General features: G+C 64.1%; 24 protein-coding genes and 1 pseudogene. 7 read left to right on the plus strand and 18 right to left on the minus strand.

Annotated features, from left to right (window positions below; genetic code table 11):
* Nucleotides 1-14: 14 nt before the first annotated feature.
* From B3Z70_RS04550 to B3Z70_RS04560, 3 genes are all read right to left on the minus strand, one after another.
* The gene (locus B3Z70_RS04550) at nt 15-3044 is read right to left on the minus strand and encodes a TonB-dependent receptor (RefSeq protein ID WP_292023647.1); all 3030 of its coding nucleotides are present in this window, start codon (nt 3042-3044) and stop codon (nt 15-17) included.
* Nucleotides 3045-3147: 103 nt separating this feature from the next.
* The gene (locus B3Z70_RS04555; protein WP_292023649.1) at nt 3148-4089 is read right to left on the minus strand and encodes a FecR family protein; all 942 of its coding nucleotides are present in this window, start codon (nt 4087-4089) and stop codon (nt 3148-3150) included.
* Nucleotides 4086-4622, minus strand: a complete 537-nt coding sequence (locus B3Z70_RS04560; RefSeq protein WP_292023651.1) for an RNA polymerase sigma factor — start codon at nt 4620-4622, stop codon at nt 4086-4088. The genes B3Z70_RS04555 and B3Z70_RS04560 overlap by 4 nt, the downstream gene beginning before the upstream one ends.
* Before the next feature lie 602 nt (nt 4623-5224).
* Here B3Z70_RS04560 and B3Z70_RS04565 point away from each other — a divergent pair.
* A pseudogene (locus B3Z70_RS04565) lies at nt 5225-5362 on the plus strand (S-(hydroxymethyl)glutathione dehydrogenase); the annotation flags it as partial.
* A gap of 451 nt (nt 5363-5813) precedes the next feature.
* Entirely contained in the window at nt 5814-8405 is a 2592-nt protein-coding gene (locus B3Z70_RS04570; protein WP_066554738.1) for an excinuclease ABC subunit UvrA, read from the plus strand.
* Nucleotides 8406-8659: 254 nt separating this feature from the next.
* On the opposite strand, the gene B3Z70_RS04575 is transcribed toward B3Z70_RS04570, so the two are convergent.
* The 8 genes from B3Z70_RS04575 to B3Z70_RS04610 form a co-directional block, all read right to left on the minus strand.
* Nucleotides 8660-9229 carry a type 1 glutamine amidotransferase domain-containing protein gene (locus tag B3Z70_RS04575; protein ID WP_066551108.1) on the minus strand — a complete coding sequence of 190 codons (570 nt, stop codon included), beginning with the start codon at nt 9227-9229 and terminating at the stop codon, nt 8660-8662.
* 31 nt (nt 9230-9260) lie between these two features.
* Nucleotides 9261-10400, minus strand: a complete 1140-nt coding sequence (locus B3Z70_RS04580) for a glutathione-independent formaldehyde dehydrogenase (protein ID WP_066551106.1) — start codon at nt 10398-10400, stop codon at nt 9261-9263.
* Between the two features lie 458 nt (nt 10401-10858).
* A complete protein-coding gene (locus tag B3Z70_RS04585) occupies nt 10859-11152 on the minus strand; it encodes a putative quinol monooxygenase (RefSeq protein ID WP_066551104.1) in 294 nt (97 codons plus the stop codon).
* A gap of 111 nt (nt 11153-11263) precedes the next feature.
* On the minus strand, nt 11264-12004 hold the full coding sequence (locus B3Z70_RS04590) for an SDR family oxidoreductase (protein ID WP_066551102.1): 741 nt from the start codon (nt 12002-12004) through the stop codon (nt 11264-11266).
* 76 nt (nt 12005-12080) lie between these two features.
* The gene (locus B3Z70_RS04595; protein WP_292023653.1) at nt 12081-13232 is read right to left on the minus strand and encodes an L-dopachrome tautomerase-related protein; all 1152 of its coding nucleotides are present in this window, start codon (nt 13230-13232) and stop codon (nt 12081-12083) included.
* Nucleotides 13229-14335 carry an NADH:flavin oxidoreductase/NADH oxidase gene (locus B3Z70_RS04600; protein WP_292023655.1) on the minus strand — a complete coding sequence of 369 codons (1107 nt, stop codon included), beginning with the start codon at nt 14333-14335 and terminating at the stop codon, nt 13229-13231. Before B3Z70_RS04600 ends, B3Z70_RS04595 begins: the two co-directional genes overlap by 4 nt.
* Nucleotides 14335-14790, minus strand: a complete 456-nt coding sequence (locus B3Z70_RS04605; protein ID WP_112862296.1) for a VOC family protein — start codon at nt 14788-14790, stop codon at nt 14335-14337. Before B3Z70_RS04605 ends, B3Z70_RS04600 begins: the two co-directional genes overlap by 1 nt.
* A gap of 2 nt (nt 14791-14792) precedes the next feature.
* Complete coding sequence (locus tag B3Z70_RS04610) at nt 14793-15602, minus strand: type 1 glutamine amidotransferase domain-containing protein (protein WP_292023657.1); 810 nt, start codon at nt 15600-15602, stop codon at nt 14793-14795.
* A gap of 96 nt (nt 15603-15698) precedes the next feature.
* Between B3Z70_RS04610 and B3Z70_RS04615 the strand changes: the two genes are divergently transcribed.
* A complete protein-coding gene (locus B3Z70_RS04615) occupies nt 15699-16577 on the plus strand; it encodes a LysR family transcriptional regulator (RefSeq protein ID WP_292023659.1) in 879 nt (292 codons plus the stop codon).
* A gap of 454 nt (nt 16578-17031) precedes the next feature.
* Here the strand turns inward: B3Z70_RS04615 and B3Z70_RS04620 are convergent, their stop codons facing one another.
* A complete protein-coding gene (locus B3Z70_RS04620) occupies nt 17032-17601 on the minus strand; it encodes an SDR family NAD(P)-dependent oxidoreductase (protein ID WP_197458503.1) in 570 nt (189 codons plus the stop codon).
* Nucleotides 17602-17955: 354 nt separating this feature from the next.
* Here B3Z70_RS04620 and B3Z70_RS04625 point away from each other — a divergent pair, with 354 nt between their 5' ends.
* Both B3Z70_RS04625 and B3Z70_RS04630 read left to right on the plus strand, forming a co-directional pair.
* Nucleotides 17956-18525 (plus strand): SRPBCC family protein, encoded by a 570-nt coding sequence (locus B3Z70_RS04625; RefSeq protein ID WP_066551089.1) that lies wholly within the window; start codon nt 17956-17958, stop codon nt 18523-18525.
* 29 nt (nt 18526-18554) lie between these two features.
* Complete coding sequence (locus tag B3Z70_RS04630; protein ID WP_174086239.1) at nt 18555-19730, plus strand: zinc-dependent alcohol dehydrogenase; 1176 nt, start codon at nt 18555-18557, stop codon at nt 19728-19730.
* Here the strand turns inward: B3Z70_RS04630 and B3Z70_RS04635 are convergent.
* A complete protein-coding gene (locus B3Z70_RS04635) occupies nt 19717-19902 on the minus strand; it encodes a hypothetical protein (protein WP_066551084.1) in 186 nt (61 codons plus the stop codon). The two genes, B3Z70_RS04630 and B3Z70_RS04635, sit on opposite strands and share 14 nt — an antisense overlap.
* Before the next feature lie 141 nt (nt 19903-20043).
* Here B3Z70_RS04635 and B3Z70_RS04640 point away from each other — a divergent pair, with 141 nt between their 5' ends.
* On the plus strand, nt 20044-20451 hold the full coding sequence (locus B3Z70_RS04640) for a DUF6766 family protein (RefSeq protein ID WP_197458446.1): 408 nt from the start codon (nt 20044-20046) through the stop codon (nt 20449-20451).
* Nucleotides 20438-22510 (plus strand): glycoside hydrolase family 65 protein, encoded by a 2073-nt coding sequence (locus B3Z70_RS04645; protein ID WP_066551083.1) that lies wholly within the window; start codon nt 20438-20440, stop codon nt 22508-22510. Before B3Z70_RS04640 ends, B3Z70_RS04645 begins: the two co-directional genes overlap by 14 nt.
* On the opposite strand, the gene B3Z70_RS04650 is transcribed toward B3Z70_RS04645, so the two are convergent.
* Genes B3Z70_RS04650 through B3Z70_RS04670 form a run of 5 tightly spaced genes read right to left on the minus strand, consistent with a single transcriptional unit; the run spans nt 22507 to nt 24336 of the window.
* The gene (locus B3Z70_RS04650) at nt 22507-23109 is read right to left on the minus strand and encodes a cysteine hydrolase family protein (protein ID WP_066551082.1); all 603 of its coding nucleotides are present in this window, start codon (nt 23107-23109) and stop codon (nt 22507-22509) included. The genes B3Z70_RS04645 and B3Z70_RS04650 overlap by 4 nt on opposite strands.
* 3 nt (nt 23110-23112) lie before the next feature.
* On the minus strand, nt 23113-23613 hold the full coding sequence (locus B3Z70_RS04655; RefSeq protein WP_066551079.1) for a ferritin-like domain-containing protein: 501 nt from the start codon (nt 23611-23613) through the stop codon (nt 23113-23115).
* Nucleotides 23606-23812, minus strand: coding sequence for a hypothetical protein (locus B3Z70_RS04660; RefSeq protein ID WP_066551078.1), 207 nt, complete (start codon nt 23810-23812; stop codon nt 23606-23608). Before B3Z70_RS04660 ends, B3Z70_RS04655 begins: the two co-directional genes overlap by 8 nt.
* The gene (locus B3Z70_RS04665; RefSeq protein ID WP_066554735.1) at nt 23809-24021 is read right to left on the minus strand and encodes a hypothetical protein; all 213 of its coding nucleotides are present in this window, start codon (nt 24019-24021) and stop codon (nt 23809-23811) included. The genes B3Z70_RS04660 and B3Z70_RS04665 overlap by 4 nt, the downstream gene beginning before the upstream one ends.
* Before the next feature lie 9 nt (nt 24022-24030).
* Nucleotides 24031-24336: a plasmid stabilization protein gene (locus B3Z70_RS04670; protein WP_066551077.1), complete on the minus strand. Its 306-nt coding sequence runs from the start codon at nt 24334-24336 to the stop codon at nt 24031-24033.
* Nucleotides 24337-24462: the final 126 nt, after the last annotated feature.

The raw sequence follows: 24462 nt of genomic DNA on the forward strand, positions 1-24462 counted from the left end.
AGTTGGGAGTGTTCCTAGAAGGTGTAGCGAACGCCGAAGTTGTACTGCCGCCCCGTGTGCGAATAGACGTAGATGCTGTCGCGGCGACTGTCGGTGTATTGTTCGTTGAAGGCGTCAGTCAGATTCAGCCCTTCGAACGTCAACTTGATGCGGTCGTTCAGAGCGTAGGAAGCCGAGGCGTCCACCGTCACGATGTCGCGCACCCCGTCGATATCGTTGGTGCTGGTGCCGCTGGGCACCGCCGTCAGATAGCGATCGCGATAGGCCGCCGAGACACGGGCGCTGAACCGGTCGTCCTCGTAATAGAGGGTGGCGTTATAGGCGGTCTTCGACAGGCCAAGCAGGTCGTTCTCGACAAAGCCGGTCGGCGACCGCGACGAGATGTAGCTGATCTTCGAATCCACCAGGGTGACATTGAGGATGGCGCCGAGATTGTCGAATGGCCCAGGCAGGAAGCTGAATGGCTGCTGATAGCTGATCTCGACGCCCTTCAGGGGACCGCCCTCGGTGTTCACAGGACGGCTGAACAGGAAGACATCGCTGGGTGACACGCCCAGACCGTTGAGCAGATCTTGCGGCAGGCCGGACTGGTTGAACGGCTGAGACGTCCGCGAGGTCTGAATGTAGCTGTCGATGTCCTTGTAGAACAGGCCGACCGACAACAGGGCGTCCGGCGCGAAATACCATTCGGCGGACAGGTCGTAGGTCGTTGCGCGAATGGGGTTCAGATAGGGGTTGCCCGAACTGACGCTGAACACACCGACGGTGCTCAGGCTGCCGCCCGGCGTGACGCTGCCCAGATTGGGGCGGGTCATCACCTTGGCCGCACCGAAACGCACCAGGAAGTCCGGCGTGACCTCGGCGGTGACATTCAGCGCCGGCAGCACGTCGTCATAGTCACGATCAACCGTCGTCTGTTGCGCGGCGCCCGCCACCAGCTGATAGCCGGTCGAGCTCTGGCGCGTCTTGACGTAGCGCACGCCGATGTCGCCCCGCACCGGAACGCCAGCAAGTTCGGTGTTGAAGTCCAACTGCAGATAGGCGGCTGAATCCTTTTCCGTCACGCTGCGGATATTGCCACGCGCATTGGCGTTTGAGGCGCCGCTCAGTTCGAACAGACCCGTGCCGCTGTAGATGTTGAACAGATCGGCGAAGGCGGCGAGATTGGGCGCGACCCAGTTGCGCACCGTGCCGTCGGGCGCGCCTAGATTGCGGCCGAAACCGCTGACCATTTCCGTCAGGCTTGCCAGGGTCACGCCAGCGGGCAATTGCGGCACCACGCCTTCGTTGACCCGGGCCAAGGCCCAGGAGTCGAACTCATACTCCTTGTAGTTCACCCCAGCCTTCAGCGTCAGCGACGGCGTCAGGTCATAGCCGCCGTCCAGTTGCGCCGTCTTGATGGTGTTGGTCACTCCCTGCGGACGCAGCCGGATTTCCGAACGCGCCGCGCCGAAGTTGTAGGCCAGCGGGTCTGTGACATCGTAGCCGAAACGGATCAGGGGCGCGTTGCGGTTTTCGCGGTAGTCGTATGAATAATTGTCCGAGTTTTCGCGGTTCAGGATCACCGTCGTCTGGATCGGATTGTCGAAATCGGATTTCGAATAGCCGATCAGACCTTTGACCCGGAAGCGGTCGCTGAACTGATGTTCCAGGGTCAGCGTGCCTTGGGTGTATTTGGTGTCCAGTTCGTCGAAACGGGTCTCGCTTTCCACATCGACGTCGTCGAACAGGCCATAGACCATGTCGCCGTTCGCATCGATGACCCCATCGCGCACGATGATTTCCGGCCGCCCGCCCTGCGAGGCGTTTCGCGCAAAGGACAGGGCTTCCAGCCAATTCTCCTGACGGGTCGCCTTGAAGTCGGAATAAAGCAGATCGAGGTTGATCAGCGTCTGCTCTTGCGGACGAAACTGCACCGATCCCGTCAGGCCCAAACGCTCCTGATCGTGGGTCAGCCGGCCATAGCGCGGGAAGCGCGGCGTGTAGACGTCGGCGCGTCGCGCAGCCGCAAACGGCGATGCAGGGTTATAGCCGCCGGCCTCGGTTCCATTCAGCCAGCCGCCGGAGCCGTGACCTTCTTCCAGAAGACGACGCTTGGTGTAAGCCACAGAAACCAGTGCGCCGAGACGGCCGTCCATCCAGGTGTTGCTGGCCAGGGCCGCGAACCGAGGATCCCACTCCTGCGACAGGTCATTGTAGCCATACTGGCCCGACAGCACGAGGTTGGCGCCGGAGTAGTCGAATGGGCGGCCCGTCTGCAGATCGACCGTTGCGCCCAGCGAGCCCTCTTCCGTCTCGGCAGAGGCGGTCTTGCGCACCGTGATGCTGTTGAAAAGCTCGGACGCAAAGACGTTGAAGTCGAACGCTCTGTTACGGTTGGCGCCGCCCGAACTGTCGGTGCCCGACGCCGTGCTCTGGCCCTCGACGCCGTTGATGCGCACGCGCGTGAACTGCGGGCCCAGGCCGCGCACGGTGATCTGACGGCCTTCGCCGGCGTCGCGTGCGATGGAGACGCCCGGCACCCGTTGAATCGACTCCGCCAGGTTGGCGTCGGGGAAGTCGGCCATGTCCTCGGCCTTGATGACATCGACCACGCCATTGGCCCGACGCTTGGCCGTCAAGGCGCTTCCCAACGAGGCGCGGAAACCGGTTACCACGATAGTTTCAACTTCGTCTGCCTGGTCCTCGACATCGCTCCCCTGGGCGATGGTTTGCGGGGCCGCCATCGCGCCGGACAGAACAGCAGTCCGCCCGTTGTTGGACGCCACGACCAGATTGCTGCCCTGCAGAAGCTGGTTGAGGCCTTGGTTCACGGAATAGACACCCTGCACGGCGGCGGTCCGCTGCCCGGCCACTGCATCGGTCGAGGCCAGAATTTGCAGGTCCGCCTGTCGGGCGAAGGCCGGGACGCCAGTGGCGGCGGGCTGCGCCGGGACGTTGAACTGTCTGGATTGCGCCTGAACGGCGCCGGCGCCGGTCAACGCCATCGTGCTGACGGCGATCATCAGCGACGCTCGCGCGCAATAGTTTCGCGACATGGCCATGTGTGGGCCCTCCCTTTTGTGTTTCCTGGTTCCCGGCCCCTTCTTCGAGGGGTCCAAACGTCTCGATGTCCGACGATAGGTTTTCCGTCGCCGGATGAAAAATTTATCGCGCACCGCCCAGCATGATGACGTCCGCGCCGACGTTCACCCCGGCCCCATGCGAGACGCCGACGGCCTCGGCGAAGCTCTCCGGCTCGTTGGTTCGGAACCAGCCGACCACAGTGCGCCCCTCCAGATCGGGATCGACGATCACGATCTTGCGGGTGTTGTATCGATTGAACTCGGCGGCAGCGGCGGCGATCGTGTCGCCGTCCAGAACGATCTGGCCCTCTCGCCACGATAGGGCGCGATCCATTTCCAGCGGACGTTTGACAGGGCTTGAAGCGCCCGCCTCGTTGCTGACGAAGACCTGCTCGCCCGCCACCACGCGGCGACGCTGTCTTGAAGCGCCCTTGTCGCTCCATACCTCGACCACACCTTCCGTCACCCGCACCTCGGCCCCGGCCGACTTGCGACGCACGGAAAAGGCCGTGCCAACCGCCTGAACCCGGATGTCGCCCGCCGCCACGACGAACGGACGGGCCCGATCCTTGGCGACCTGGAACCAGGCCTCGCCGCGATCCAGCTTCACGGCGCGTTCGGTCTTCTGGAATCGAACATCCAGCGTCGTATCGGTATTGATCGCCGCCATGGATCCGTCCGCCAGCGGAACGCGACGGATTTCCCCGACCAGCGTCCGATAGCGTTGACCCGACATGACAGGAGCCAGAACGACGCCGGCGGCGACCGCCGCCGCCAATCCCAGGCCGCCCAGCAACAGGCGGCGGTCAGGTCTGGCCGTCGCGCGATCCACAACGGTTTCGACCGGCTCGACCATAAGGGCCAGGACCGCCCTCGCCCGCCACAAGGCGCCCTGACGACGGCTGTCGCCTTCGAGCCAGTCTTCCAGCGCAACATGGTCCGAAGGTCTCATCGACCCCGCATCCAGCTGAGCGGCCCACTTGGCCGCCGACGCATCGATCTCGCTTGAGGTTTCCCGGCTCATGCCTGCCGCCCACGGGGCGTCGCTGCGCGACCTTCGTCACCCGTCTTCCCCAGACCGGCCAGGACCGCCTTCAACCCCCGCGCAGCCTCGTTCTCGACCACGTTCTCGGTCACGCCCAGCTGCGCCGCGATTTCCCGCTGCGACATACCCAAGATGCGACGCATCTCGAAGATGCGTCGGCTGCGTTCGGGCAAGGTGGCGACGATCTTCAGCACGCGTTCGAGTTCCTTTCGTCCCCCGGCGATACGTTCAGGCGACGGCTCATCCCACTCGACGCGCAGGGCGTCGATTTCCGTCACCGCCTCGATTCTTACGATCCGCGCGCGACGCATCTGCTCCAGAACCACGGATCGCGCCGTCTGAAAGAAGTAGGCGCGCGGGCTCTCGATCTGCTCGACCGCCTTCAGCTTGGCCAGCCGGCAATAGGCCTCCTGAATCACGTCATCGACATCGTTGGACGTGACCAGAGACCGCTTCAACCAGACGCGGACATCCTGCTCGTGCGGCAGCACCTCGTGCGCCAGCCACCGCACCCGCGCATGATCCGTCCCTCGCCCGTGTTCCACAAAAAAGCCGCCCCTTTTTCACTTCGATGCGCGAGGCGTAAGCTTCCGTCAAAATGAAATATGCCGGCCACGGGCGAACCCGCAAAGCGGGAGAACAGCAAACTCAGAAAACGTCCGAGCATTATGAGATGCACTTCGGAATTTTCAGGACGACACCAAACGTCACCTACTTTGCTGAAGCGACATCGGATGACGTCGAAAGCCCTCGATCATTCCCACTCGATTACTGAAGCCGGACCAGAACATTGAATGTTTTGGATTTTTTGTTCGACATCGATAGGAAACCGATCCGTAGGCCGAACAAATCTCGAGGTATTGAAAACATTGGTGAAATTCTAATCAATAAAATTTTCGTGATGTCGAGGCCTTTCGCAGTCTGTTGTGACCTTCGACGACATCTTTGACCCAAACGACATCAGTATCAACTTGGAGCTTCTCCACCATGATGGAGTGTATTCTGCGGTCCAGGCTAGCCGAGAGGTTTGCCGGATTCGCACGAATAGGTCGGCACAGCGGCTTCTGCGTAGCCACTCCACAAGCGACCGACCGGAACCGGGCGAGGAGTTGACGGCATGGTCGAGGACGCGATGAGAGGCGATATCGATCTGGCCCCATTCGTAACCCACACGATGGGTTTGGAGGAGATCAACGAGGGCTTCGCACTGATGCACGAAGGCAAGTCGATCCGCACGGTCATTCACTACTGACCCGCCGATCCGAAGCGGCGCGAGGCGCTCGGATCGACAACTCGGCCGTCATCATGTCCCGACCCCTGCCATGATGAAGCGCGCTCTGGCAAATGGGCAACGCGTCGCGATGCGGTAACAAGCGCCGAAGTGCGGTCGTTACATGCCGATAGCGGCACGGACCAGGGCCGCCTGGCCCAGGCGCTTACCAGCGGAGTGTGTCTGGCCTCGTCGCGCGACCCAACGGGAAAATGGTTTTGGTCTAATGCTGGAAAAATATTTCAAAGGTACCGAACATCGGGCCAGCCTGGCCGTTGGATGTATTGAGTCGGAAATGCATTCATCTGTTACCCGGCTGTGATGAACCACGGGCCGCACGGGCGTATAGGGCAGGAAGACTGAATTGAAGAGCAAGGATATTCACGCGACGACGCCGGCCACCGATCATGGGCATACGGGGCCGCCCGCTTGCGTGCAGGTTCGCGGCGCGCGCCAGAATAACCTCAAAAATATTGACGTCGATGTACCGCGCGACGCCTTCGTGGTGTTCACCGGCATATCGGGCTCGGGCAAGTCATCGCTCGCGTTCGGCACCCTTTATGCCGAAGCCCAGCGGCGTTATCTGGAATCGGTTGCGCCCTATGCCCGTCGCCTGATCGACCAGGCCGGCGTGCCGGAGGTCGACGCGATCGACGGTTTGCCGCCTGCGGTCGCGTTGCAGCAGCAGCGCGGCTCGGCCAACGCGCGATCCTCGGTCGGCAGCGTGACGACGCTCTCCAGCCTGGTGCGGATGCTCTATTCGCGCGTCGGCGAATATCCGCGCCATCAGCCGATGCTCTATGCGGAGGATTTCTCCCCCAACACGGTCGCGGGGGCCTGCCCGACCTGTCACGGCATCGGGCGCGTCTATGACGCGACCGAAGAAACGATGGTGCCCGACGACACGCTGACGATCCGGGAACGCGCAGTCGCCGCCTGGCCGGCGGCATGGCATGGCCAGAACCTGCGCGATATCCTCGTGTCACTCGGCTATGACGTCGATACGCCGTGGCGCGACCTGCCGAAAAAGGATCGCGACTGGATCCTCTTCACTGAAGAGGCGCCGACGGTGCCGGTCTATGCGGGTCTGACGCCCGAACAGACCCGCGTGGCGCTGAAGCGCCGCATGGAACCGAGCTATCAGGGCACCTTCACCGGCGCCCGCCGCTATGTGCTGGAGACCTTCGCCAACACGAAAAGCGCGCTGATGAAGAAGCGCGTCTCGCAATATATCATCGGCCGCGATTGCCCGACCTGCGACGGCAAGCGCCTGAAGCGCGAAGCCCTGTCGGTCAAATTCGCCGGCCTCGACATTGCCGAGTTCGGCGACCTGACGGTGCTCAAGCTGAAAGACTTGCTGATCCCCGTCGCGCATGGCGCGTATGGGGCGGTCTCCGCCCCCTCAAAGGGCCATGTTCTGGAAAAAGCGGCCCGCGATGCAGCGGTCGAACAACGGGTTGCGGCGGGCGGCTCGGCGCACAAGAGCGCGCCCGACGTACGCCGCACGCCCAATCTCTCCGACGAGAAGCGGATCGCCGCCCAACGCCTTGCCTGCGAATTGATCGAGCGGCTAGAGCCGCTCATCGATCTTGGCCTTGGCTACATTTCGCTCGACCGCAGCACGCCGACGCTCTCCTCCGGAGAGCTGCAGCGCTTGCGGCTTGCCACGCAATTGTCGTCACAGCTTTTCGGCGTGGTCTATGTGCTTGACGAGCCTTCGGCAGGGTTGCACCCGGCAGATGGCGAAGCCTTGCTCACCATCCTCGAGCGTCTCAAGGCGGCGGGCAACTCCCTGTTCGTCGTCGAACATGATCTCGACGTGATCCGCCGCGCGGAATGGCTCGTCGATGTCGGGCCAGGAGCCGGGGAAAAGGGCGGTGAAGTCCTCTACAGCGGGCCGATAGAGGGGCTTGCCGACGTCGAGAATTCGATCACCCGCCGCTACCTGTTCGCAGAGCCGCTCCGCAGTGAGCGCACACCGCGCGATCCCAAGGCATGGCTACGCCTGGAAGGGATCAGACGGAACAATCTCCATGGTCTCGACGTCGAGTTTCCCATCGGCTGCTTCACCGCTGTCACCGGCGTTTCGGGATCGGGTAAATCCAGTCTTGTCAGTCAGGCGCTGCCCGAGCTCGTCACGGAACACCTCGGCGGCTCCCCCGTGGCCGAGGAGGAGGATATCGACCCGCTGCTCGATGTTGCGCAGAACGACACTGAAGGACGCATTGTCGCAGGCATGGAGCATGTTCGCAGGCTGGTCCGGGTCGATCAGAAACCGATCGGCCGCACGCCGCGCTCGAACCTATCCACCTACAGCGGCATGTTCGACCATGTGCGACGGATATTCGCTGATACGCCGCTCGCCCGCCGGCGGCACTACAGCCCGGGAAGGTTCTCGTTCAACGTCGCGCAAGGCCGCTGCCCTGTGTGCGAGGGCGAGGGATACGTCATGGTGGAGCTGCTGTTCCTGCCGAGCGTTTTTGCCCCCTGCTCGACCTGTCATGGCTCTCGCTACAACCCGCAAACGCTCGAAGTCGAATGGAACGGGCGCAATATCGCCCAGGTGCTCGAACTGACGGTCGACGATGCGTGCGATTTCTTCGCTGGCGAGGCATCTGTGATGCGCTCCCTCGACGTGTTGCGGGAGATCGGTCTTGGCTATCTGAGGCTCGGTCAGCCGGCGACCGAGCTGTCTGGCGGGGAGGCGCAGCGCATCAAGCTGGCGACTGAACTGCAACGCGCTCAACGCGGCAACACGATCTACATCCTCGACGAGCCAACTTCGGGGCTTCACCCCTCCGATGGCGACCGGCTCATGCAACACCTGCAGGGCCTCGTAGACGCCGGCAATACCGTCGTAGTCGTCGAACATGACATGCGCGCCATCACACAGGCGGACTGGATCATCGACCTGGGACCGGGGGCCGGGGAAGATGGGGGCCGTATCGTTGCCAGCGGCGTCCCTGGCGTCGTTGCGGAAGCGGAAGGCAGTCTCACCGCCCGCTATCTCAAGGCGGCGCTGTAGTCGTAAATCTGGCGGAATGCACGTTCGATCAGGTGCATCTCAACCACACGTTGGAATGGGTCGAATCTGGAAGCGGGAGCCGGCGATGTGTCACCGCGGTTGACGCGGCTTAGGGTTTGAGTGCCCGTCAGGTGTGCCGTGTTCGTGCGATACGCGGCGTGGCGGACGGCCATCGCTGGCCATCCGCCACGCTTGCTTTGTGCGGACCTTCTCCAAGGAGAGGGCCCTCACATGGTTCGTCGAAACGCCCCGTCTTAATTCCCTGCTGCGAGCGCCGCGGCCACACCTTCTGCGATCTCCTCAACGAGTTTGGCACAGAAGGCGGGCAAATCATTGGGATCGCGGCTGGTAACAAGGCCGTTGTCGACCACGACTTCCTCATTGGTCCATGCACCGCCGGCGTTCTCGATATCGACCTTCAGCGTCGGGTAGGACGTCAAGGTGCGACCCTTAAGCACGCCCGCCTCGATCAATGTCCAGGGTGCATGGCATATAGCCGCAACAGGTTTTTTCTGATCGAAGAAAGCCCGGATGAAACCAATTGCCTCGACGCTGCCGCGCAGCTTGTCGGCACCGACAGTCCCTCCGGGCACAACAAGTCCGTCGAAATCGTCGGCTTTGACCTCGGAAAACGTCTTGTCGATAGTATAGCTGCCGCCCTCGTCAAGATCGCTATTGACTGTGCGAGCCTTGCCCGGCTCAAAACTGACCACGGTCACTTTGCCACCAGCGTCCTCGACAGCTTGCTTGGGCTTCGAGAATTCTGGTTCTTCCGTCCCGCGGGGTGCGATCAGAATGGCAACTGATTTGCCTTCCAAAGTCATAATTTATTTCCTATTCCGTCGAAAACTAAGGTCAGGCGCCCGGCTTGAGCACGACCTTCGTCCAACCAGCATCGCGCTCGTCGAAATGCTTGTAGGCGTCTGGTGCCTGATCAAGCGGCAGTCGGTGCGAGATGATTTGGGCAGGATTGGCCCGGTCTTGCTCGATAAGCTTCATCAGTCGCCGGTTGTAGTGCTTTACATTGCACTGGCCGGTGCCGATCTTCTGGCCCTTGAACCAGAAGTTGCCGAAGTCGAACGCCATCTTGCCTTCCTTCTGGAGATCGTCGGGCGCGTTCGGGTCTTCCGGAATGAACACGCCGACGACGCCGATTCCGCCGGTGGCCTTCGTGCTTTTGACGAGGCAGTTCATCGTGTAATTGCTGCGCTCCTTGCCGTGGCGATCGCAACACTGATACCCGACCGCCTCAACCCCCCGGTCGGTCCCGAGGCCGCCGGTCGCGTCAAGGATCTGCTGGGCGGGATCGCCCTTTCGCATGTCGATCGGAATGGCGCCCATGGCCTCGGCCAGTTTCAGGCGGTCATCGTGAGAATCGACCACGAAGATCTGAGAGGCGCCGCGGATTTCGGCTGAGTGCGCGGCCATTAAACCGACTGGACCGGCGCCGTAGATCGCGATGCTTTCGCCAGGCAGGAAACCTGACAGTTCGACGCCATGCCAACCCGTCGGGAAGATGTCGGAGAGCATGACATAGTCATCCTCCTTCTCCTCAGCGTCCTCAGGCAGCTTCAGACAATTGAAGTCCGCATAAGGAACGCGCATAAACTCGGCCTGACCACCTTGCCACGGACCCATCTCGGCAAAGCCATACGCTGCGCCAGCGGTTCCAGGGTTGGTCGTGAGGCAAAAACCCGTCAACCCGCGTTCGCAATTTTCGCAGAAACCGCAACCGACGTTGAACGGCATGCACACGCGATCGCCCTTCTTGATGCGATCTACGGCAGAGCCGACTTCGATGACCTCGCCAAGGTTTTCGTGGCCGAAGACCTTGCCCTTCTCGAAGCTGGTACGGCCTTCATACATGTGAAGGTCCGACCCGCAGATATTGGTCGTGGTCAGCCGGATGATAACATCGGTCTGCTTTTCGATCTTGGGATCGTCGATGGTATTGACAGAAACATCTTTGGGCCCGTTGTACACGACAGCTTTCACGGATCTTTTCCTTTCGCAGCTCTTTTCAACGAGTCATCAAATCGAGAGCTTGGCGATGATCCGGTCCATCGCAACGGCGGAGGACATCGCACCCTTCCAAGTGATCTCAGTTTCCTGAACCTTTCGCTACCTCAGAGGTTCCTTCCCGTAGGGCCGTCCTGGGATCAATTCACGGCGGTTTTCTGAATGACTGGGCCAGAACGGCCGAATAACGCGCCGAATTGATGTGCTCAAGAATCTCCCGCGAACTAATGGCGCCCTTACGTCGGGACACATCAACGGCGCCTTATCAGTAAATTCAGAAGTGTGATAATCGCAAAAGACAAGGCCATCCACTTTCGCGGATGACCTGTCGTATTCATTTATTCATTTCCCGATCCGACCGGGCCATCCATTCCGGATAGAGACACGAGCCTTACCCTGCGGTCAGACGGCAGCTTAGGGTGCCGACCGCTCCGCTATTTCGCGGCCAGTAGGGTGAACTTGTGAATCTGCGGCGGTTCAGAGAACAGTTCTTCTGCCTTCTCCATCAGTGCGGCGGCAACCTTGCCGTCAAGATGGGCCTGCCGATCCTCCTCTGTGTCGAACGTATCGAAGATCGCGTACGCACCGGGACCTTCCTCGATCGCATACCAGGTCAGAGTGCCCGCCTCAGCTTGAACGAGCGGCAATGCCGAGGTCAGGAAATCGGCGACATCGCGCTCTTTTCCGGGCTTGGCCTTCAGCGGTACATACAGGGCAAGTTTGGGCATAAATGACTCCTCAAGTGAAACGGACACATATTATTCGGCAAAGCAACGGACGAGCGGGCCGATACGTTCCCCATGAGGCGGAGCACACGCGGCCCCGCCTCCTCATTGCAATCAGAACTGCTGTGCGGTCGGACGGATGACAATCGCGTTGACGTCGACGTCATCAGGTTGTTCGACAGCGAACGCGATAGCACGCGCCACCGATGCCGCCGGGATGGCCTGCTTGTAGAAGTCCAGCACCGTCTCGGCAGCCGCGCCAGAGGTCGTGAATTTCAAATCGCTTTCGACAGCTCCAGGCTCGATTGACGTAACCCGGACCTTTTCCCCCACCTCGTGGCGCAAGCCCTCGCTGATCGCGCTGACGGCGAACTTGGTGCCGGAGTAGACAGTGCCGCCTGGTGCGAAGACCTTGATGCCCGCAACCGAGCTCAGGTTGATGATGTGGCCGCTGCCCTGCTCGAGAAAGCCGGGAAGGGCCGCCGCGATGCCGTAGAGCGTACCCTTCAGATTGACGTCGATCATCTGGTCCCACTCGTCGGTGTTGACCTCGGCCATCGGACGGATCGGCATCAGCCCGGCGTTGTTGATCAGCACGTCGAGGCGGCCAAAGTCGGCAATGATTGAGGCGACGACGGACTGGACCGCCGATTTGTCGGTCACGTCCAGCGCGTAGCTACGTGCCGTTCCGCCAACTGCGGCGATGTCCGCGACGACCTCGTCGAGCCTGTCCTTGCGCCGCGCGGCGATGGCCACCTTGGCGCCGCGTTCCGCGAGAAGACGCGCAGTTTCCGCGCCGATGCCGCTGCTGCCGCCGGTTATGAGAACGACCTTGCCTTCGATACCCTTGGTCATGACTGTATTCCTTCAAGTCAGTTGTTGATTTTTCGCCGGATCGCGGCCCCGCGCGAGCCCGCCCGGCCTGATGGGGTCACCGCGAGCGCAACAGGACGGGAGCCGCGCCCACCTTGATGCGGAGCAGCTCGTAGGGCTTGCGGCGCAAGTCCCGCCCGCCGTGGAAGCCTGGCTGGCGGTGAAGCTGGTTGGCGGTGAAGTAGAGGTAGCCGTCGGTGCCGATCGACAGCGTGTCGGGCCAGCTGATGCGCGGGTTGCTGATCACCGTCGTCCAGCTGCCCTGGTCGAGCACGCGGATCGCGTTGTTCTCGTAATCGCCGGCGAACACGCGGCCCTTGTCATCCTCGGCTATCCCGTCCGAGGCGCCTTTGCGCCCCAGGCTGCGGACCGCGCGGCCCAATGCCTCCTCGGACACCGCGGGATCGCGCAGCATTGCCGTGGGCACCGCGTGCAGCGTGCGGCCCGACAGTGGACCGTAATACAGCAGGCTGCCGTCGGCGCTGAGCGCAATCGCGTCGCTTGCGATCGTGACCGGCGTCGCGGGGCCGTCAGCCGGGCGGTTCATGAGCACCGCGCCATCGACAACCGGGGTGAAGCCGGGCTCGGGGTTGGTCGTCGCATGGTTCGACAGGCGCCGGATCGCCCGCCCGCTTGCGATATCGACGACGATGATGCCGCCGATCCCCTCGTTGCTGCTGTCGGTGATGTAGGCGACGCCCTCGGCACCCTGACGCAGATCGAAGCGCACGTCGTTGAGGTAGGTCGTGGGCAGCACCACGCTGGGCGGCAGGACGATCGTCTTCACCACCCGGTCGGTCGCAAGGTCGATTGCCACCAGCTTTGCACCGCCGGCCTGTGGTTGAGAGAATTTGGGCGCCGCCGTGTCGAGCACCCAGAGGCGATTGGCGCCGTCGGCCACCACGCTCTGCACCGAGATGAAATGCCCAGCCGGGTCGGCCGGATCGGGCTGGTTGGTCGCGGCGTCGGGATAAGGCACCGCCTTGCCGTCGACCAGCTCGGCAACCGTGAACGGCGCGTTGTCGCCCCATTGCGGGAAGTTGACGAAGATGCGCCCGTTGGGGGCGACGGTCACGCCAGTCGGCATCGCGCCATCGAAGGTCGCGACCTGTTCGATCTGGGGCGCGGATGCACCCTCGCGGGTCGTCGAGCAGGCGGCAAGCGAGAGGGCAGCGCCAGCGGCAAGAAGCAGTTTGACGGAGGTTTTCATGGGGTCATTTCCTCGAGGATGCGGCCCGCTTCGTGGGGCTCGGACCGGAGATATTGCGGGGGCGCCTTGACCGATGCACCAAGCGCGGCGGCGGCGTGCCAGGGCCAACGCGGATCCCACAGCGCAGCGCGGGCTATCGCTATGGCGTCGGCATGCCCGTCTTCGAGGATGCGCTCCGCCTGGTGCGGATCGGTGATCAGTCCGACCGCCACGACAGGCATGGCGACCGCGTCCTTGACCGTCCGCGCCAGCGGCACCTGATAGCCGGGACCGACAGGGATCTGCTGGCGCGGGTCGAGGCCGCCGCCGGAGACGTGGATTGCCGAACAACCGCGCCGCTCCAGCTCCTGTGCAAACAATGCGGTTTCCTCCGCTGTCCAGCCGCCTTCAACCCAGTCGGTCCCAGAAACGCGGACGGTCACCGGGCGGTCGGCCGGAAACGCTTCGCGCACGTCATCGAACACTTCGAGCGGGAACCGCATCCGGTTGTCGAGGCTGCCGCCGTATTCGTCGCCGCGCCGGTTGGAGATCGGCGAAAGAAACTCGTGGAGCAGATAGCCATGCGCGACGTGGATCTGGATGGCTTCGATGCCGAGCCTGCCGGCGCGCCGGGCGGCATCCGCGAACGCCTCCCGGATGCGGGCAAGCCCTGACTTGTCCAGTTCGACAGGGGGATTGTCGTCCGGAGCGAAGGGAATGGCGCTGGGTGCCACGGTCTGCCAGCCATTCTCCGCATCGGGGGCGATCTGCGTTCCGCCTTGCCACGGCTTGGCGCAGCTCGCCTTGCGGCCGGCATGGGCCAGCTGGATGATCAGCGGCATGTCCGACCAACGGCGCACACTTTCGAGCACGCTTCGCATCGCCGCTTCGGTACGGTCATCGTACAGGCCGACGTCACCGTAGGTGATGCGCCCTTCCGGGCTGACCGCGGTCGCCTCTATCGTCAGCGCGCCCGCGCCCGAGAGCGCCAACTGGCCGAGATGCATCTGGTGCCAGTCGGTCATCGCGCCGTCGACTGCCGAATACTGGCACATCGGCGCGATGACGATGCGGTTGGCGAGCCGCAGCCCGCCAACCTCAATCGGTTCGAACAATTTCGCCATCACCATTCGCCCGTGTTGGGCATGGAGGCCCAGGGTTCGGCCGGAGCCTTGTGTTCGCCCGTCTGCAGCAGTTCGATCGAGATCCCGTCCGGCGAGCGGACGAACGCCATGTATCCGTCACGCGGGGGGCGATTGATCGTCACGCCGCCCGCCTGCAGCCGCGCGCACGTTTCGTAGATGTCGTCGACCCCGTAGGCGAGATGGCCGAAGTTTCGGCCGCCCGTGTATTTCTCGGAAGCGCTGCCATCCTCGGGCGGCCAGTTGTACGTCAGCTCGACCTCGGCATCGCCCTGCTCGCCGTCGCCGCGGAAATCCTCGTCGGCGGCAAGGTAGATCAGCGTGTAACGCCCGGCCTGGTTCTCCATGCGCCGGGTCTCCCTGAGACCCAGCAGCGTGAAGAACCGGACCGCCGCCTCGGGATCGGCGACGCGCAGCATGGTGTGGAGATACCGCATGATCAGGCGTCCTTGTCCTTGAGGGCTTCCATCACGAGCTCCGCGGTGCGGGTTGCGCTGGCGGGGTTCTGGCCGGTCACAAGGTTGCCGTCGCGCAAAGCGAATGGGGCGAAATCGGGGCCGCTCTCGTGCTTGCCGCCAAGTTCCTTGAGGCGCGTTTCGAGCAGGAACGGCACGGCCTTGTCGAGGCCGACCGCGCGTTCCTCGCTGTCGGTGAAGCCCGCGACACGGCGGCCAGCCACGAGGGGCGTGCCATCGGCCTTCTTCGCCGAGACCAGCCCTGCCGGTCCATGGCAGACGGCGGCAACGATCTTGCCTTCGCGGTCGAAGCGTTCGACCAGGCGGGCCAGTTCGTCGCTGCCGGGGTAATCGAACATGGTGCCGTGGCCGCCGGGCAGGAACAGCGCGTCGTAGCCGGCGGGATCGATGCTTGTGAATACAGGGGTGCTGGTAACCTCGGCCTTCAGGGCCTCGTCCTTAAGATAGCGCTCGACCGAAGCGTCGTTCTCGCCGTGGGCGTTGACGCTGCGCTGGTCGACGGGGATGGCGCCGCCCTTGATCGAGGCCAGCGTCACCTCGGCGCCCGCATCGCGGAAGGCATAATACGGGGTGGTAAGTTCCTCGAGCCAGACACCCGTCGGTTCGGTGCCGGGAATCATTCGGTCGGCGGAGGTGGCCACCATGAGAATGCGGGTCATCGTCAATTGTCCTTCTCCATTGATGTCGGGGACACGAGCAAACGCAACCGGCGCAGCCGCACCCGCCACAAAGACAGCGGTGAGTGCTTTCAGCAGTTGGCGGCGATTTTGCATTCAATCGTTCCTTTCGGCGGCTTAGATACGCAGGGAACGGCATCATGAAATCCAGCGGGAATGGCGGACGGCCATAAATCCAGTTATGGAACCGGAATGTCCCTCCTGCAGTTGCGCACCTTCGTCGAAGTCTACCGCCGTCGTTCACTGAGCGAGGCGGCCCGGGCAATCGGCATCACCCAACCGGCGGCGTCGCAGCACATCGCATCGCTCGAGGCGCAACTGGGCCGTCCCTTGTTCGATCGCCATTCGCGCGGCGTCCGACCGACAGCGATCGCCGACGATCTCGCTGCTTCAATCGGAAGCAGCCTCGACACGGCGGAATCGGCACTGGCCAGCGCGCGGGCCCGTTCGTCCCGCATCTTGGGCACGGTCCACATCGCCGCGCCGTCGGACATGCTGGGCGAAATGATCACGCCCCGACTGGCTCCGCTGCTGGAAGCAGGGCTGGACCTGCGGCTGCATATCGGCGGGCGCGAGGCGCTTTATGCCATGCTCCTCGAAGACAAGGTGCACCTGGCCGTCACCGCCTCACAACCCGAAGATCCGCGGTTGGCCTTCCATGCGCTGGGCGAAGAGCACCTGCGCGCCGTAGCCTCGCCCGCCGTGGCCATGCGGATTGCCGAATTGCCGCTTGCCGACGGGCTCAACCGGACGGCCCACCTCGCCTACGACCTCGACCGGCCGCTGCTGCGAACCTGGCTCCATGCAAACCAGCTCGAGCTGACGAGCCAGCCCGCGTTGACCGCGCCCGATTTGAGAGTATTGCGATCGGGATTGTGCGCGGGTCTCGGCTGGACGGTGATGCCCGGCTATCTCACCCGCAGCGAACGCGCTGCCTGCACGCTGATCGAGATACCCGCCCCGGTCACGGTGCCGCGCAACGCTTACTACCTCGTCTGGGCACGCTCATCGCTGCGACACCCGCGCGTGGCCATGGCTCGGGACGCCCTGATTGCTGCACTCCGAACATAATGGTGGCCACACCTGTTGGGCCGTGAGCGCAATGTCGGGTCTGAACCAGTTGAGCGCTGGCGGAACAAAGGGCGGCTTTCGGGATCGTCGGCTACAAGGCCGAACGGCCGGATGTGGGGCGCAAAGCGGTCATCCTAGGAATGAAAAGGTTGTGTCCTCCCCTGCCCCAAAGTCGGCCACCTCTGTTCGAATCCTCAAGCGGGACTCGAACTCACGTTAAATAATTGGGATCTTTCCGACCAATCCCGTTGCGGAAGGGCTGGGGCACGCCGTTGCACTAGCGTGAGAATCCGGCTGTGAACGCCCGCCGCCACGGCCTCGATGCGGGTCCGTACGCCCATCTTCGAACAGGCCTTCTCCAAGTAAGATGTCTCAACCGCGCCAGGAGCGGAAGTTGGACCAAGGGCGGGAATGAGACTTCCCAAGTGAGGGTCCGTTCCCGCCAGAGCTTCCGTTACGATCCCGATCCCGGCTCCGCCATCTTGCGATGCTGTTCTGCCAGCGCGGTCTGGGGCGTGACGGCGGCCATCGCCGCCTGGACCTTGTTCTTCATGCCCGCGACCACGTCGCCGTCGCCGCGCTTCATGGCCTCATAGCCAGTCCTGGCGACATGGGCGGCTTCGGCCTTGTGCTCGTCCTGGCCGACCCTGGTGTCCATCAGGCCGGCGCGCTCGAAGAAATGGGTGTTGACCGGTCCGGGCATCAGGACGGTCACGCTGACGCCACTGTCCTTCAGTTCGTTGCGCAGGGCGAAGGAGAAGCTGTCCACGAAGGCCTTGGTGCCGTTGTAGACGGCCTGGAAGCTGCCCGGCATCAGGCCAGCGATGGAGCCGGTGAAGAGGATGCGGCCCTGGCTGCGCTCTCGCATATGACGGCCGATCAGCCAAGCCAGCCGGATCGTGCCGGTGATATTGGTGTTGATGACATGGACCACGTCGTCGAAGTCCTGGTCGAGGAAGGCCTTGCCCAGCCGCTGCCCTTGCCCCGCATTGGCGGCAAGCGCATCGACCGGGCGAGCGCCGATGGCGGCGTAGAAGGACTGACGCCCTCTTCCGTCGCCAGGCGGAGACCAGGTCGCCGAGCCCGGTCAAGGTCTGGGAGAACTCGGCAAGCGCGGTGTCCGCGGCGATGATGAGGTCGTATCCGTCCTCGGCGAAGAGCTTTGCCAATTCAAAGCCGATGCCGAAGGAAGCGTCGGTGACGACGGCGAGGCGACGGACGGTTTCGGCGGCGGTCGGGTTGAGGATGTCGGTCATGAGGACGGCACCTGGGCTAGATGCTCTTCCCACCCTTAACCGAGGTGCCTGTTCCTCCGCTCAAGCTGGAACGAAGCCCATCGCGGGTGGTTGACGAGGTTCAGCCCATCGGAGCTAAGCCTATGTCCAATAGTGAAGTTTCCACCGACGCCGACGTTGGCTCGACCGCCTTTGTCGACAAGGATCGGCGCGAGGGCGAATACGAGGCCTCAAGCTTGAGGGCCGTCCTGATCAATCGCCCCCGCGACGACCTCTACGCCTTTTGGCGCGATCTGACGAATATGCCGACCTTCTCGGAGACGGTGAAATCGGTCGAGCTTCTGGAGTCCGGCCGTTCTCGCTGGATCGTCGCCGGGCCGGCCGACAAAGACATCGAACTGACCAGCGAGATCACCGAGGACGTCTCCGGTGAACGCATCGCCTGGACCTCTAGCAAGGACTCGGACGTCGATCACGAGGGCTGGATCGAATTCCGTGACAACGCCTTTGGTCGCGGCACGGAGGTGCGACTGTTCATCAGCTACGACCCGCCCTCCGGCGTCATCGGCAAGGTCGTCGCCAAGGTGATGCAGCGCGAGCCACGTCTCCAAGCGCGCCGCGAACTGCGCCGTTTCAAGCAACTGATGGAGACGGGCGAGATCTCGACGTCCAAGGCCCCCCACGCCGCGCCTCGGTCCGACCGTCACATCTGATCCCCCTTCCCAATTCTAAGGAGTCGCCCATGCGCGCCCTCACCTGGCACGGCAAGCACAACGTCCAAGTCGATACTGTCCCCGACCCGCAGATCGTCAATCCTCGCGACGCCATCATCAAGATCACCGCCACCGCCATCTGCGGCTCAGACCTGCATCTCTACGACAGCATGATCCCCGGGATGTCCAACGGCGACATCCTGGGTCACGAGTTCATGGGCGAGGTCGTCGAAGTCGGCCGCGGCAACACCAGTCTGAAGAAGGGCGACAAGGTGGTCGTCCCCTTCGTCATCGCCTGCGGGAAATGCTTCTTCTGCGAGAAGTCGATGCCGGCCGCCTGCGACAACTCCAATCCGGCGGACAAGGCGGACGCGTCAGAAATCGCCTATGGCCAGTCGGTGTCGGGCTTGTTCGGCTATTCGCATCTGACCGGCGGTTTCGCCGGCGGACAAGCTCAGTACGCGCGCGTCCCTTATTCCGACTACGGCCCGATCAAAATCCCGGAGGGCATCGAGGATGAGCGGGTGTTGTTTCTCTCGGACATATTCCCAACGGGCTGGATGGCGGCTGAGAACTGCCAAATCCAGCCTGGCGACACTGTCGCCGTCTGGGGCTGCGGCCCGGTCGGGCTGTTCGCGATCAAGAGCGCGATCCTGCAGGGCGCCGGTCGCGTGATCGCCATCGACCACCATCCCAACCGACTGGCGCTGGCCAAGGCGAACGGAGCGGAAGTCCTGAACTATCACGAGGTCAAAGTGCGCGAAGCCCTGCTGGAGATGACAGCTGGCCTTGGACCAGACAGCTGCATCGATGCGGTCGGAATGGAGAGCCACGGCTTCTCACCGGACAATATCGTCGATGCGGTGAAACAGGAGACCAAGCTCGGCACCGACCGTCCCCACGTCCTGCGCGAGACGATCATGGCGGTCAGGAAGGGTGGTACGGTCTCCGTCCCGGGCGTCTATGGCGGCTTCGCCGACAAGTTCCCGGTCGGCGCCTTCATGGAAAAGGGACTGACGCTGAAGACCGGCCAGACCCACGTCCAGCGCTACCTGCCTCAGCTGCTGCAGATGATCCTGGAGGGCAAAATCGACACCACCGATCTGATCAGCCATCGTCTGCCGCTCGAACAAGCGCCCGAGGGTTACAAGAACTTCAAGGAGAACCAGAACGAATGGACCAAGGTGGTCCTCAAGCCTCACTGATCGATGTCGGCGGGCGCGTGCGGGGTTTTTCCGGCCGGATGCGCTCGCCCGTCAGCGTCGCTGGCCCGCGCAGTTCGCCGATCACATAGAAGCCGCGTTCCGCCAGCTGCTGGGCCAGCAATGCGACATCGACGGACTCGTCCGCCGTTTCTGCCCGCCGGTTCTCGGTCATGGCGCAGTCCTCCCTGATCTTACAGAACGCCTGGCGCGTGTGGGCGCTGCGTCACGAAACCGCGAGGTCGCCGCCCGCCGGCCAGGGCTGAGCGGAACCGGGGGGGCGGCGAGCGACTTGGGCAGCGGTGGAGGAGCGATCATGCTGAAACGCTACGCCTACGCCTGGATCACCCTGGCCTTCTTCGCCATCTCCATCGGCCTGCATTGGCTGTTCGGCTGGTACGCCTTCATCGACGAGGCGCGCGAGCACGGACAGACGCCCGCGCTGACACCGTACCTTCTGGAGATGGGGCGCGACACCTTCGAGAACTGGCAATCCGAGTTCCTCCAACTGCTGTGGCAGGTCGTCGGCCTGGCCTACTTCCTCTACGTCGGCTCGCCGTCGTCGAAGGAGAACGACGACCGAATGGAAGCCAAGCTGGACGCCCTGCTGGAACTGGTCGGTCGCGAGCGCGGCCTGGCCATCGTCGACGAGATCGACCGCCATCACGAGCGCCGCACCGGCCACGCGGCCCTGCACCAGGATCCGCCCTATGGCGCGGTCTGATCCGCACCGGCCGATCAGCCCGCCGCCGGCGACCGGCGCCCTGGCGGAGGATCTGCCCGCTTATGTCTCCAACGGCGTGATCGGACTGCGGGTGCGCGACGTGCCCCTGGTTCCCGGCATGGCGATCGTCAGCGGTTTCGTCGGCGAACATCACGAGCGGCACGTCGAGGCCGCCGTCGCGGCGCCCTATCCGCTCGGCGGCGACATCGCGCTCGACGGAGTCTGGGCGAGCGAGGTCATGGGCGGCTTCGAACCCGTGGACCAGAGTTACGACTTCGAGACAGCGGAACTGACCACGCGCTTTCGAGTGCGGCTACCCGCCGGCAGGGCCGAGGTCGAGGTCGTCACCTTCGCCAGCCGCTCGCATTCGACCGTGGTCTGCCAGGAGGTCCAGGTCACGCTGGACCAGGCCTGCGAACTGACGTTCAGGGCGCGGGTCGATCCGGCGGGCGTACGCGGATCGATGGCGGAGCGTCGCCTCGACACGCCCGGCGAGACGCCTCCGGTGTGCGACGGCGCGATCTTGTGGCGGTCCGAGGGCGGCTTGGGCGCCTGCGGAATCGCCCTGGCGACGACGGCGGCCCCAGAGGCCGAGCGCACCCAGGAACCCTGGGACGAGACCGGGCCGCTCTCCACCACCTATCGCTTAAAGGCCCGGGCCGGCCGTCACCGCTTTCGCCAGATGGCGTCCCTGGTCCCGGACGTGCTGCATCACCAGCCGCATCGCCAGGCCGTGCGCCTCCTGGCCGCCGCCACGGAGAACGGGTTCGACGCCCTGCGCCGGCTCAACCACGAAGCCTGGGCCGACCTCTGGAAGGGCCGCATCCGCCTGGTCGGGGCGGGCGAGCGGTGGCAGGGGATCGCTGACGCCGCCTTCTTCTATCTGAACGCCTCGGTCCATCCGTCGTCGCCGTCGTCGACCTCCATCTTCGGCCTCGCGACCTGGACCAACTATCACTACTATTTCGGCCATGTGATGTGGGACGTGGACGCCTTCGCCATCCCGCCGCTGACCCTGCTGCAGCCCCAGGCGGCGCGGGCCATGCTGGATTTCCGCGTGCGCGGCGTCCCGGCCGCCCGCAACAACGCCAAGATGGCCGGGCGCGCGGGGCTGAAGTTCCCCTGGGAGGCCGGATCGGCCCACGGCGAGGAGGCGGCGCCCGGCGGCGCGACCGCCGCGGCGCGCGAGGATCACGTCAGCCTGCACGTGGCGCGCGCCTTCGCCCTCTACGCCGACGCCAGCGGCGACGACCGTTTCCTGCGCGAGGCGGCCTGGCCGGTGCTTTCGGGCGTGGCGGATTGGGTCGTCGACCGGGCGTCGGTCGACGGGGACCGCTTCGTCTTCCGCGACATCGGGGGTCCGGCGGAACGGATCGAGACCGCCGACAACGACGCCCTGACCATCCTCGCCGCCACGGTGGTGCTGCGCCGCGCCATCGACATGGCGCGGATGATCGGCCTCGAGGCGCCCGCCAAGTGGAGCGAGGTCCTGGAAGGGCTGAGGCCCACGCTGCGCGACGACGGCGCCATCGCCGATCACGATGGATATCGCGTCACCGAGGAGAAGGCCGCCACGCCCGGCGCGCTGATGGGGATCTTCCCCTACTGGGCCGAAATGGAGTCAGACACCCGCGACACGACGCTGCGCTTCTACGTCGATCAGTGGCGCGGCTACGTCGGCTCGCCCATGCTGGCGGCGCTCTACGGCGTCTGGGCCGCGTGGCTGGGGGATCGGGCGCTGGCGCTCAAGCTCCAGGAGGAGGGTTTCGCCCTCTATCAGCACGGACGCTTCCTGCAGACGCTGGAGTATCGGCTGGACAAGGCGGGCGGCGTCGCCGCCGGACCCTTCTTCGCCAACATCGGCGGTTTCGTCACCGGTCTCCTGCTCGGCCTCCCGGCGCTCAGGATCGACGACGGCGATCCCCGACATTGGGCCCGCCGGGACGTCGTCCTGCCGCAAGGGTGGGATGTGATCGAGTGCGACCGTTTGTGGATACGGGGCGCGCCGTGGCGGCTGCGGGCCCGCCACGGCGAGACAGCGGTGCTGGAGCCCATCTAGCGCCAAGCACCCAGGATTTCGGCGCTGTCGGCCGTCTCGACCTGCTGTGAGAAACGCTCGTGATAAAGGTCCATCAGGGCGTCATGGGATTCGTCGGATGAACTGCCTAGGGCGTCCGTCACCACGACTGTCCGATATCCCAGATCGATCGCGCCCAGCACGGTCGCCAGCACGCAGACATCGGTCTCCGCGCCGGTCACCACGAGGGTGTCGACGCCGCCGCGGCGGAGCGCGGCGTCGAAGTCCGCGCCCATCCAGGGCGAATAGACGCGCTTGTCCAGAAGGCGCCCTGGAGGGACGAAGCGCTGCAGCGGAACGGCCAACTCGACCATGCCCTCTCCGAGCGTCTGGAGGGTCATCGAAGGCCAGCGCTCCCAGTATCGTCTCCAGGTCCCCTGGCCCTCGCCCGGCCGTTCGGCCGGAACGAAGCGGGTGAAACAGGTGCGCTCGGCCTTCGCCTCGCACAGGCGCACGATGACCGGCAGTACGCGTTCCGCCCAGGGCGTGCGCCACGCCGTGTCCTCGACGAACATCCGCTGCATGTCGACACAGAGATGGACCGCCGTTTCCGGGATGGCGTCACGCAGCCCCTGCCCCATGGGTCAGGCGGCCTTGCCCTGCGCCTTGGCGTTGGCTTTGGCGTCCGCCAGGGCCGTCAGGCTCTCGTCGGTGTTCGACTCCTCCTGGAGCGTCTCGTCCAGCAGGCGCGCGGCGTCGGCGTAGCCGAGCAGGGTCGCCCAGCGCTTCAGCGTGCCGTAGCGTGTGATCTCATAATGCTCCACCGCCTGCGCGGCGGCGATCAGGCCGGCGTCCAGCGCTTCCGTGCCTTCGTACTCCTCCAGGATTTCGTCGCCTTCGGCCAGGATGCCTTCGATGGCGTCGCAGGTCTTGCCCATGGCGCGCTTGCCGATGATCTCGAACACCTGCTGCAGGCGCTCGATCTGGCCTTCGGTTTCGTCGCGGTGCTTTTCGAAGGCCGCCTTCAACTCCGGCGACTGGGCGCCGCGCGCCATCTTGGGCAGCGCCTTCACGATCTTGCGCTCGGCGTAATAGATGTCCTTCAAGGTGTCGTAGAACAGGTTGTCGAGGGTCTTCTCAACCATGGTCGTTTCCTTTCTCTGCGTTGGGGGATGACGGCTCGATCTCCTTTTGATCGGGCCGGGTCTGGGTGTCGGCATGGTGTTCGATGCGGCCGCTCTCGACCTCGGCGCGGGAGAAGACCTCCTCCTGGCCGGCCTCGAGCAACTGGTCCTCGGGGCCGCCCAGGCCGCCCTGAACCAGACCGGAGGCGCCGCCGGTCATGTGATCTGATCCGGGTGGGTCTGAGTTCCCGGCGGCGACGCATCGACCTCCTGATAGGGATCATCCGTTTCGATGATGCTCAGTATGGTTTCGCCCGGCTGCATCAGTTCGGCCGCTGCGTCCGCGGCCTGGACGTCGGTCTTGGACGGGACCTTGACCTCGCGGCTGGGTCCGCCTTCGGCGCCGATGGAGACGCGATAGATCTTCATGGCCATGACTCAGTGCGCGGCCTTCCGGCGCCGCGTCTCCCAGCCCTTCTTGGCCGCGGCGGAACGGTCGGCCCGTGAGCGGCTGGCCGAGGCCTGGCCGCCCTTGCGCCCGCCCTTGTGCGCGGCGGGATGACCCGTGTGCCGGCCGCGTCCGGAGCCGCTCTTGTTGCCGCCGCCGTCGTCCTTGTTGACGGTGGCCCAGGCGCGCCGTTCGGCTTCCTTGTCCGATACGCCGCGCTTCTCATAGCCGGCCGCGATGTGGTCGGCCTTGCGTTCCTGCTTGTCCGTATAGGCGGACTTGTCGCCTCTAGGCATGGGACTCTCCTCTCCTGCGAAAGGAAATCCCAGTGCAAGCAAGGGTTTCAGCTTGAGCTTACATATATCTCAGGCAAGCGCGAGGTCGCCGCGCTCGAAGGGATGATCCGAGGCATGGACGGCTGA

Source organism: Brevundimonas sp. UBA6550 (assembly GCF_002434505.1).
Lineage (GTDB): Bacteria > Pseudomonadota > Alphaproteobacteria > Caulobacterales > Caulobacteraceae > Brevundimonas.

What these genes read in the sequence shown, in the direction of transcription:
- B3Z70_RS04600 (WP_292023655.1), bottom strand. Translation starts at nt 14,335, where the DNA reads ATGGCGAAATTGTTCGAACCGATTGAGGTTGGCGGGCTGCGGCTCGCC.
- B3Z70_RS04615 (WP_292023659.1), top strand. Translation starts at nt 15,699, where the DNA reads ATGTCCCTCCTGCAGTTGCGCACCTTCGTCGAAGTCTACCGCCGTCGT.
- B3Z70_RS04670 (WP_066551077.1), bottom strand. Translation starts at nt 24,336, where the DNA reads ATGCCTAGAGGCGACAAGTCCGCCTATACGGACAAGCAGGAACGCAAG.
- B3Z70_RS04595 (WP_292023653.1), bottom strand. Translation starts at nt 13,232, where the DNA reads ATGAAAACCTCCGTCAAACTGCTTCTTGCCGCTGGCGCTGCCCTCTCG.
- B3Z70_RS04550 (WP_292023647.1), bottom strand. Translation starts at nt 3,044, where the DNA reads ATGGCCATGTCGCGAAACTATTGCGCGCGAGCGTCGCTGATGATCGCC.
- B3Z70_RS04590 (WP_066551102.1), bottom strand. Translation starts at nt 12,004, where the DNA reads ATGACCAAGGGTATCGAAGGCAAGGTCGTTCTCATAACCGGCGGCAGC.
- B3Z70_RS04630 (WP_174086239.1), top strand. Translation starts at nt 18,555, where the DNA reads ATGCGCGCCCTCACCTGGCACGGCAAGCACAACGTCCAAGTCGATACT.
- B3Z70_RS04625 (WP_066551089.1), top strand. Translation starts at nt 17,956, where the DNA reads ATGTCCAATAGTGAAGTTTCCACCGACGCCGACGTTGGCTCGACCGCC.
- B3Z70_RS04575 (WP_066551108.1), bottom strand. Translation starts at nt 9,229, where the DNA reads ATGACTTTGGAAGGCAAATCAGTTGCCATTCTGATCGCACCCCGCGGG.
- B3Z70_RS04585 (WP_066551104.1), bottom strand. Translation starts at nt 11,152, where the DNA reads ATGCCCAAACTTGCCCTGTATGTACCGCTGAAGGCCAAGCCCGGAAAA.
- B3Z70_RS04635 (WP_066551084.1), bottom strand. Translation starts at nt 19,902, where the DNA reads ATGACCGAGAACCGGCGGGCAGAAACGGCGGACGAGTCCGTCGATGTC.
- B3Z70_RS04605 (WP_112862296.1), bottom strand. Translation starts at nt 14,790, where the DNA reads ATGCGGTATCTCCACACCATGCTGCGCGTCGCCGATCCCGAGGCGGCG.
- B3Z70_RS04655 (WP_066551079.1), bottom strand. Translation starts at nt 23,613, where the DNA reads ATGGTTGAGAAGACCCTCGACAACCTGTTCTACGACACCTTGAAGGAC.
- B3Z70_RS04665 (WP_066554735.1), bottom strand. Translation starts at nt 24,021, where the DNA reads ATGAAGATCTATCGCGTCTCCATCGGCGCCGAAGGCGGACCCAGCCGC.
- B3Z70_RS04645 (WP_066551083.1), top strand. Translation starts at nt 20,438, where the DNA reads ATGGCGCGGTCTGATCCGCACCGGCCGATCAGCCCGCCGCCGGCGACC.
- B3Z70_RS04640 (WP_197458446.1), top strand. Translation starts at nt 20,044, where the DNA reads ATGCTGAAACGCTACGCCTACGCCTGGATCACCCTGGCCTTCTTCGCC.
- B3Z70_RS04650 (WP_066551082.1), bottom strand. Translation starts at nt 23,109, where the DNA reads ATGGGGCAGGGGCTGCGTGACGCCATCCCGGAAACGGCGGTCCATCTC.
- B3Z70_RS04555 (WP_292023649.1), bottom strand. Translation starts at nt 4,089, where the DNA reads ATGAGCCGGGAAACCTCAAGCGAGATCGATGCGTCGGCGGCCAAGTGG.
- B3Z70_RS04660 (WP_066551078.1), bottom strand. Translation starts at nt 23,812, where the DNA reads ATGACCGGCGGCGCCTCCGGTCTGGTTCAGGGCGGCCTGGGCGGCCCC.
- B3Z70_RS04610 (WP_292023657.1), bottom strand. Translation starts at nt 15,602, where the DNA reads ATGCAAAATCGCCGCCAACTGCTGAAAGCACTCACCGCTGTCTTTGTG.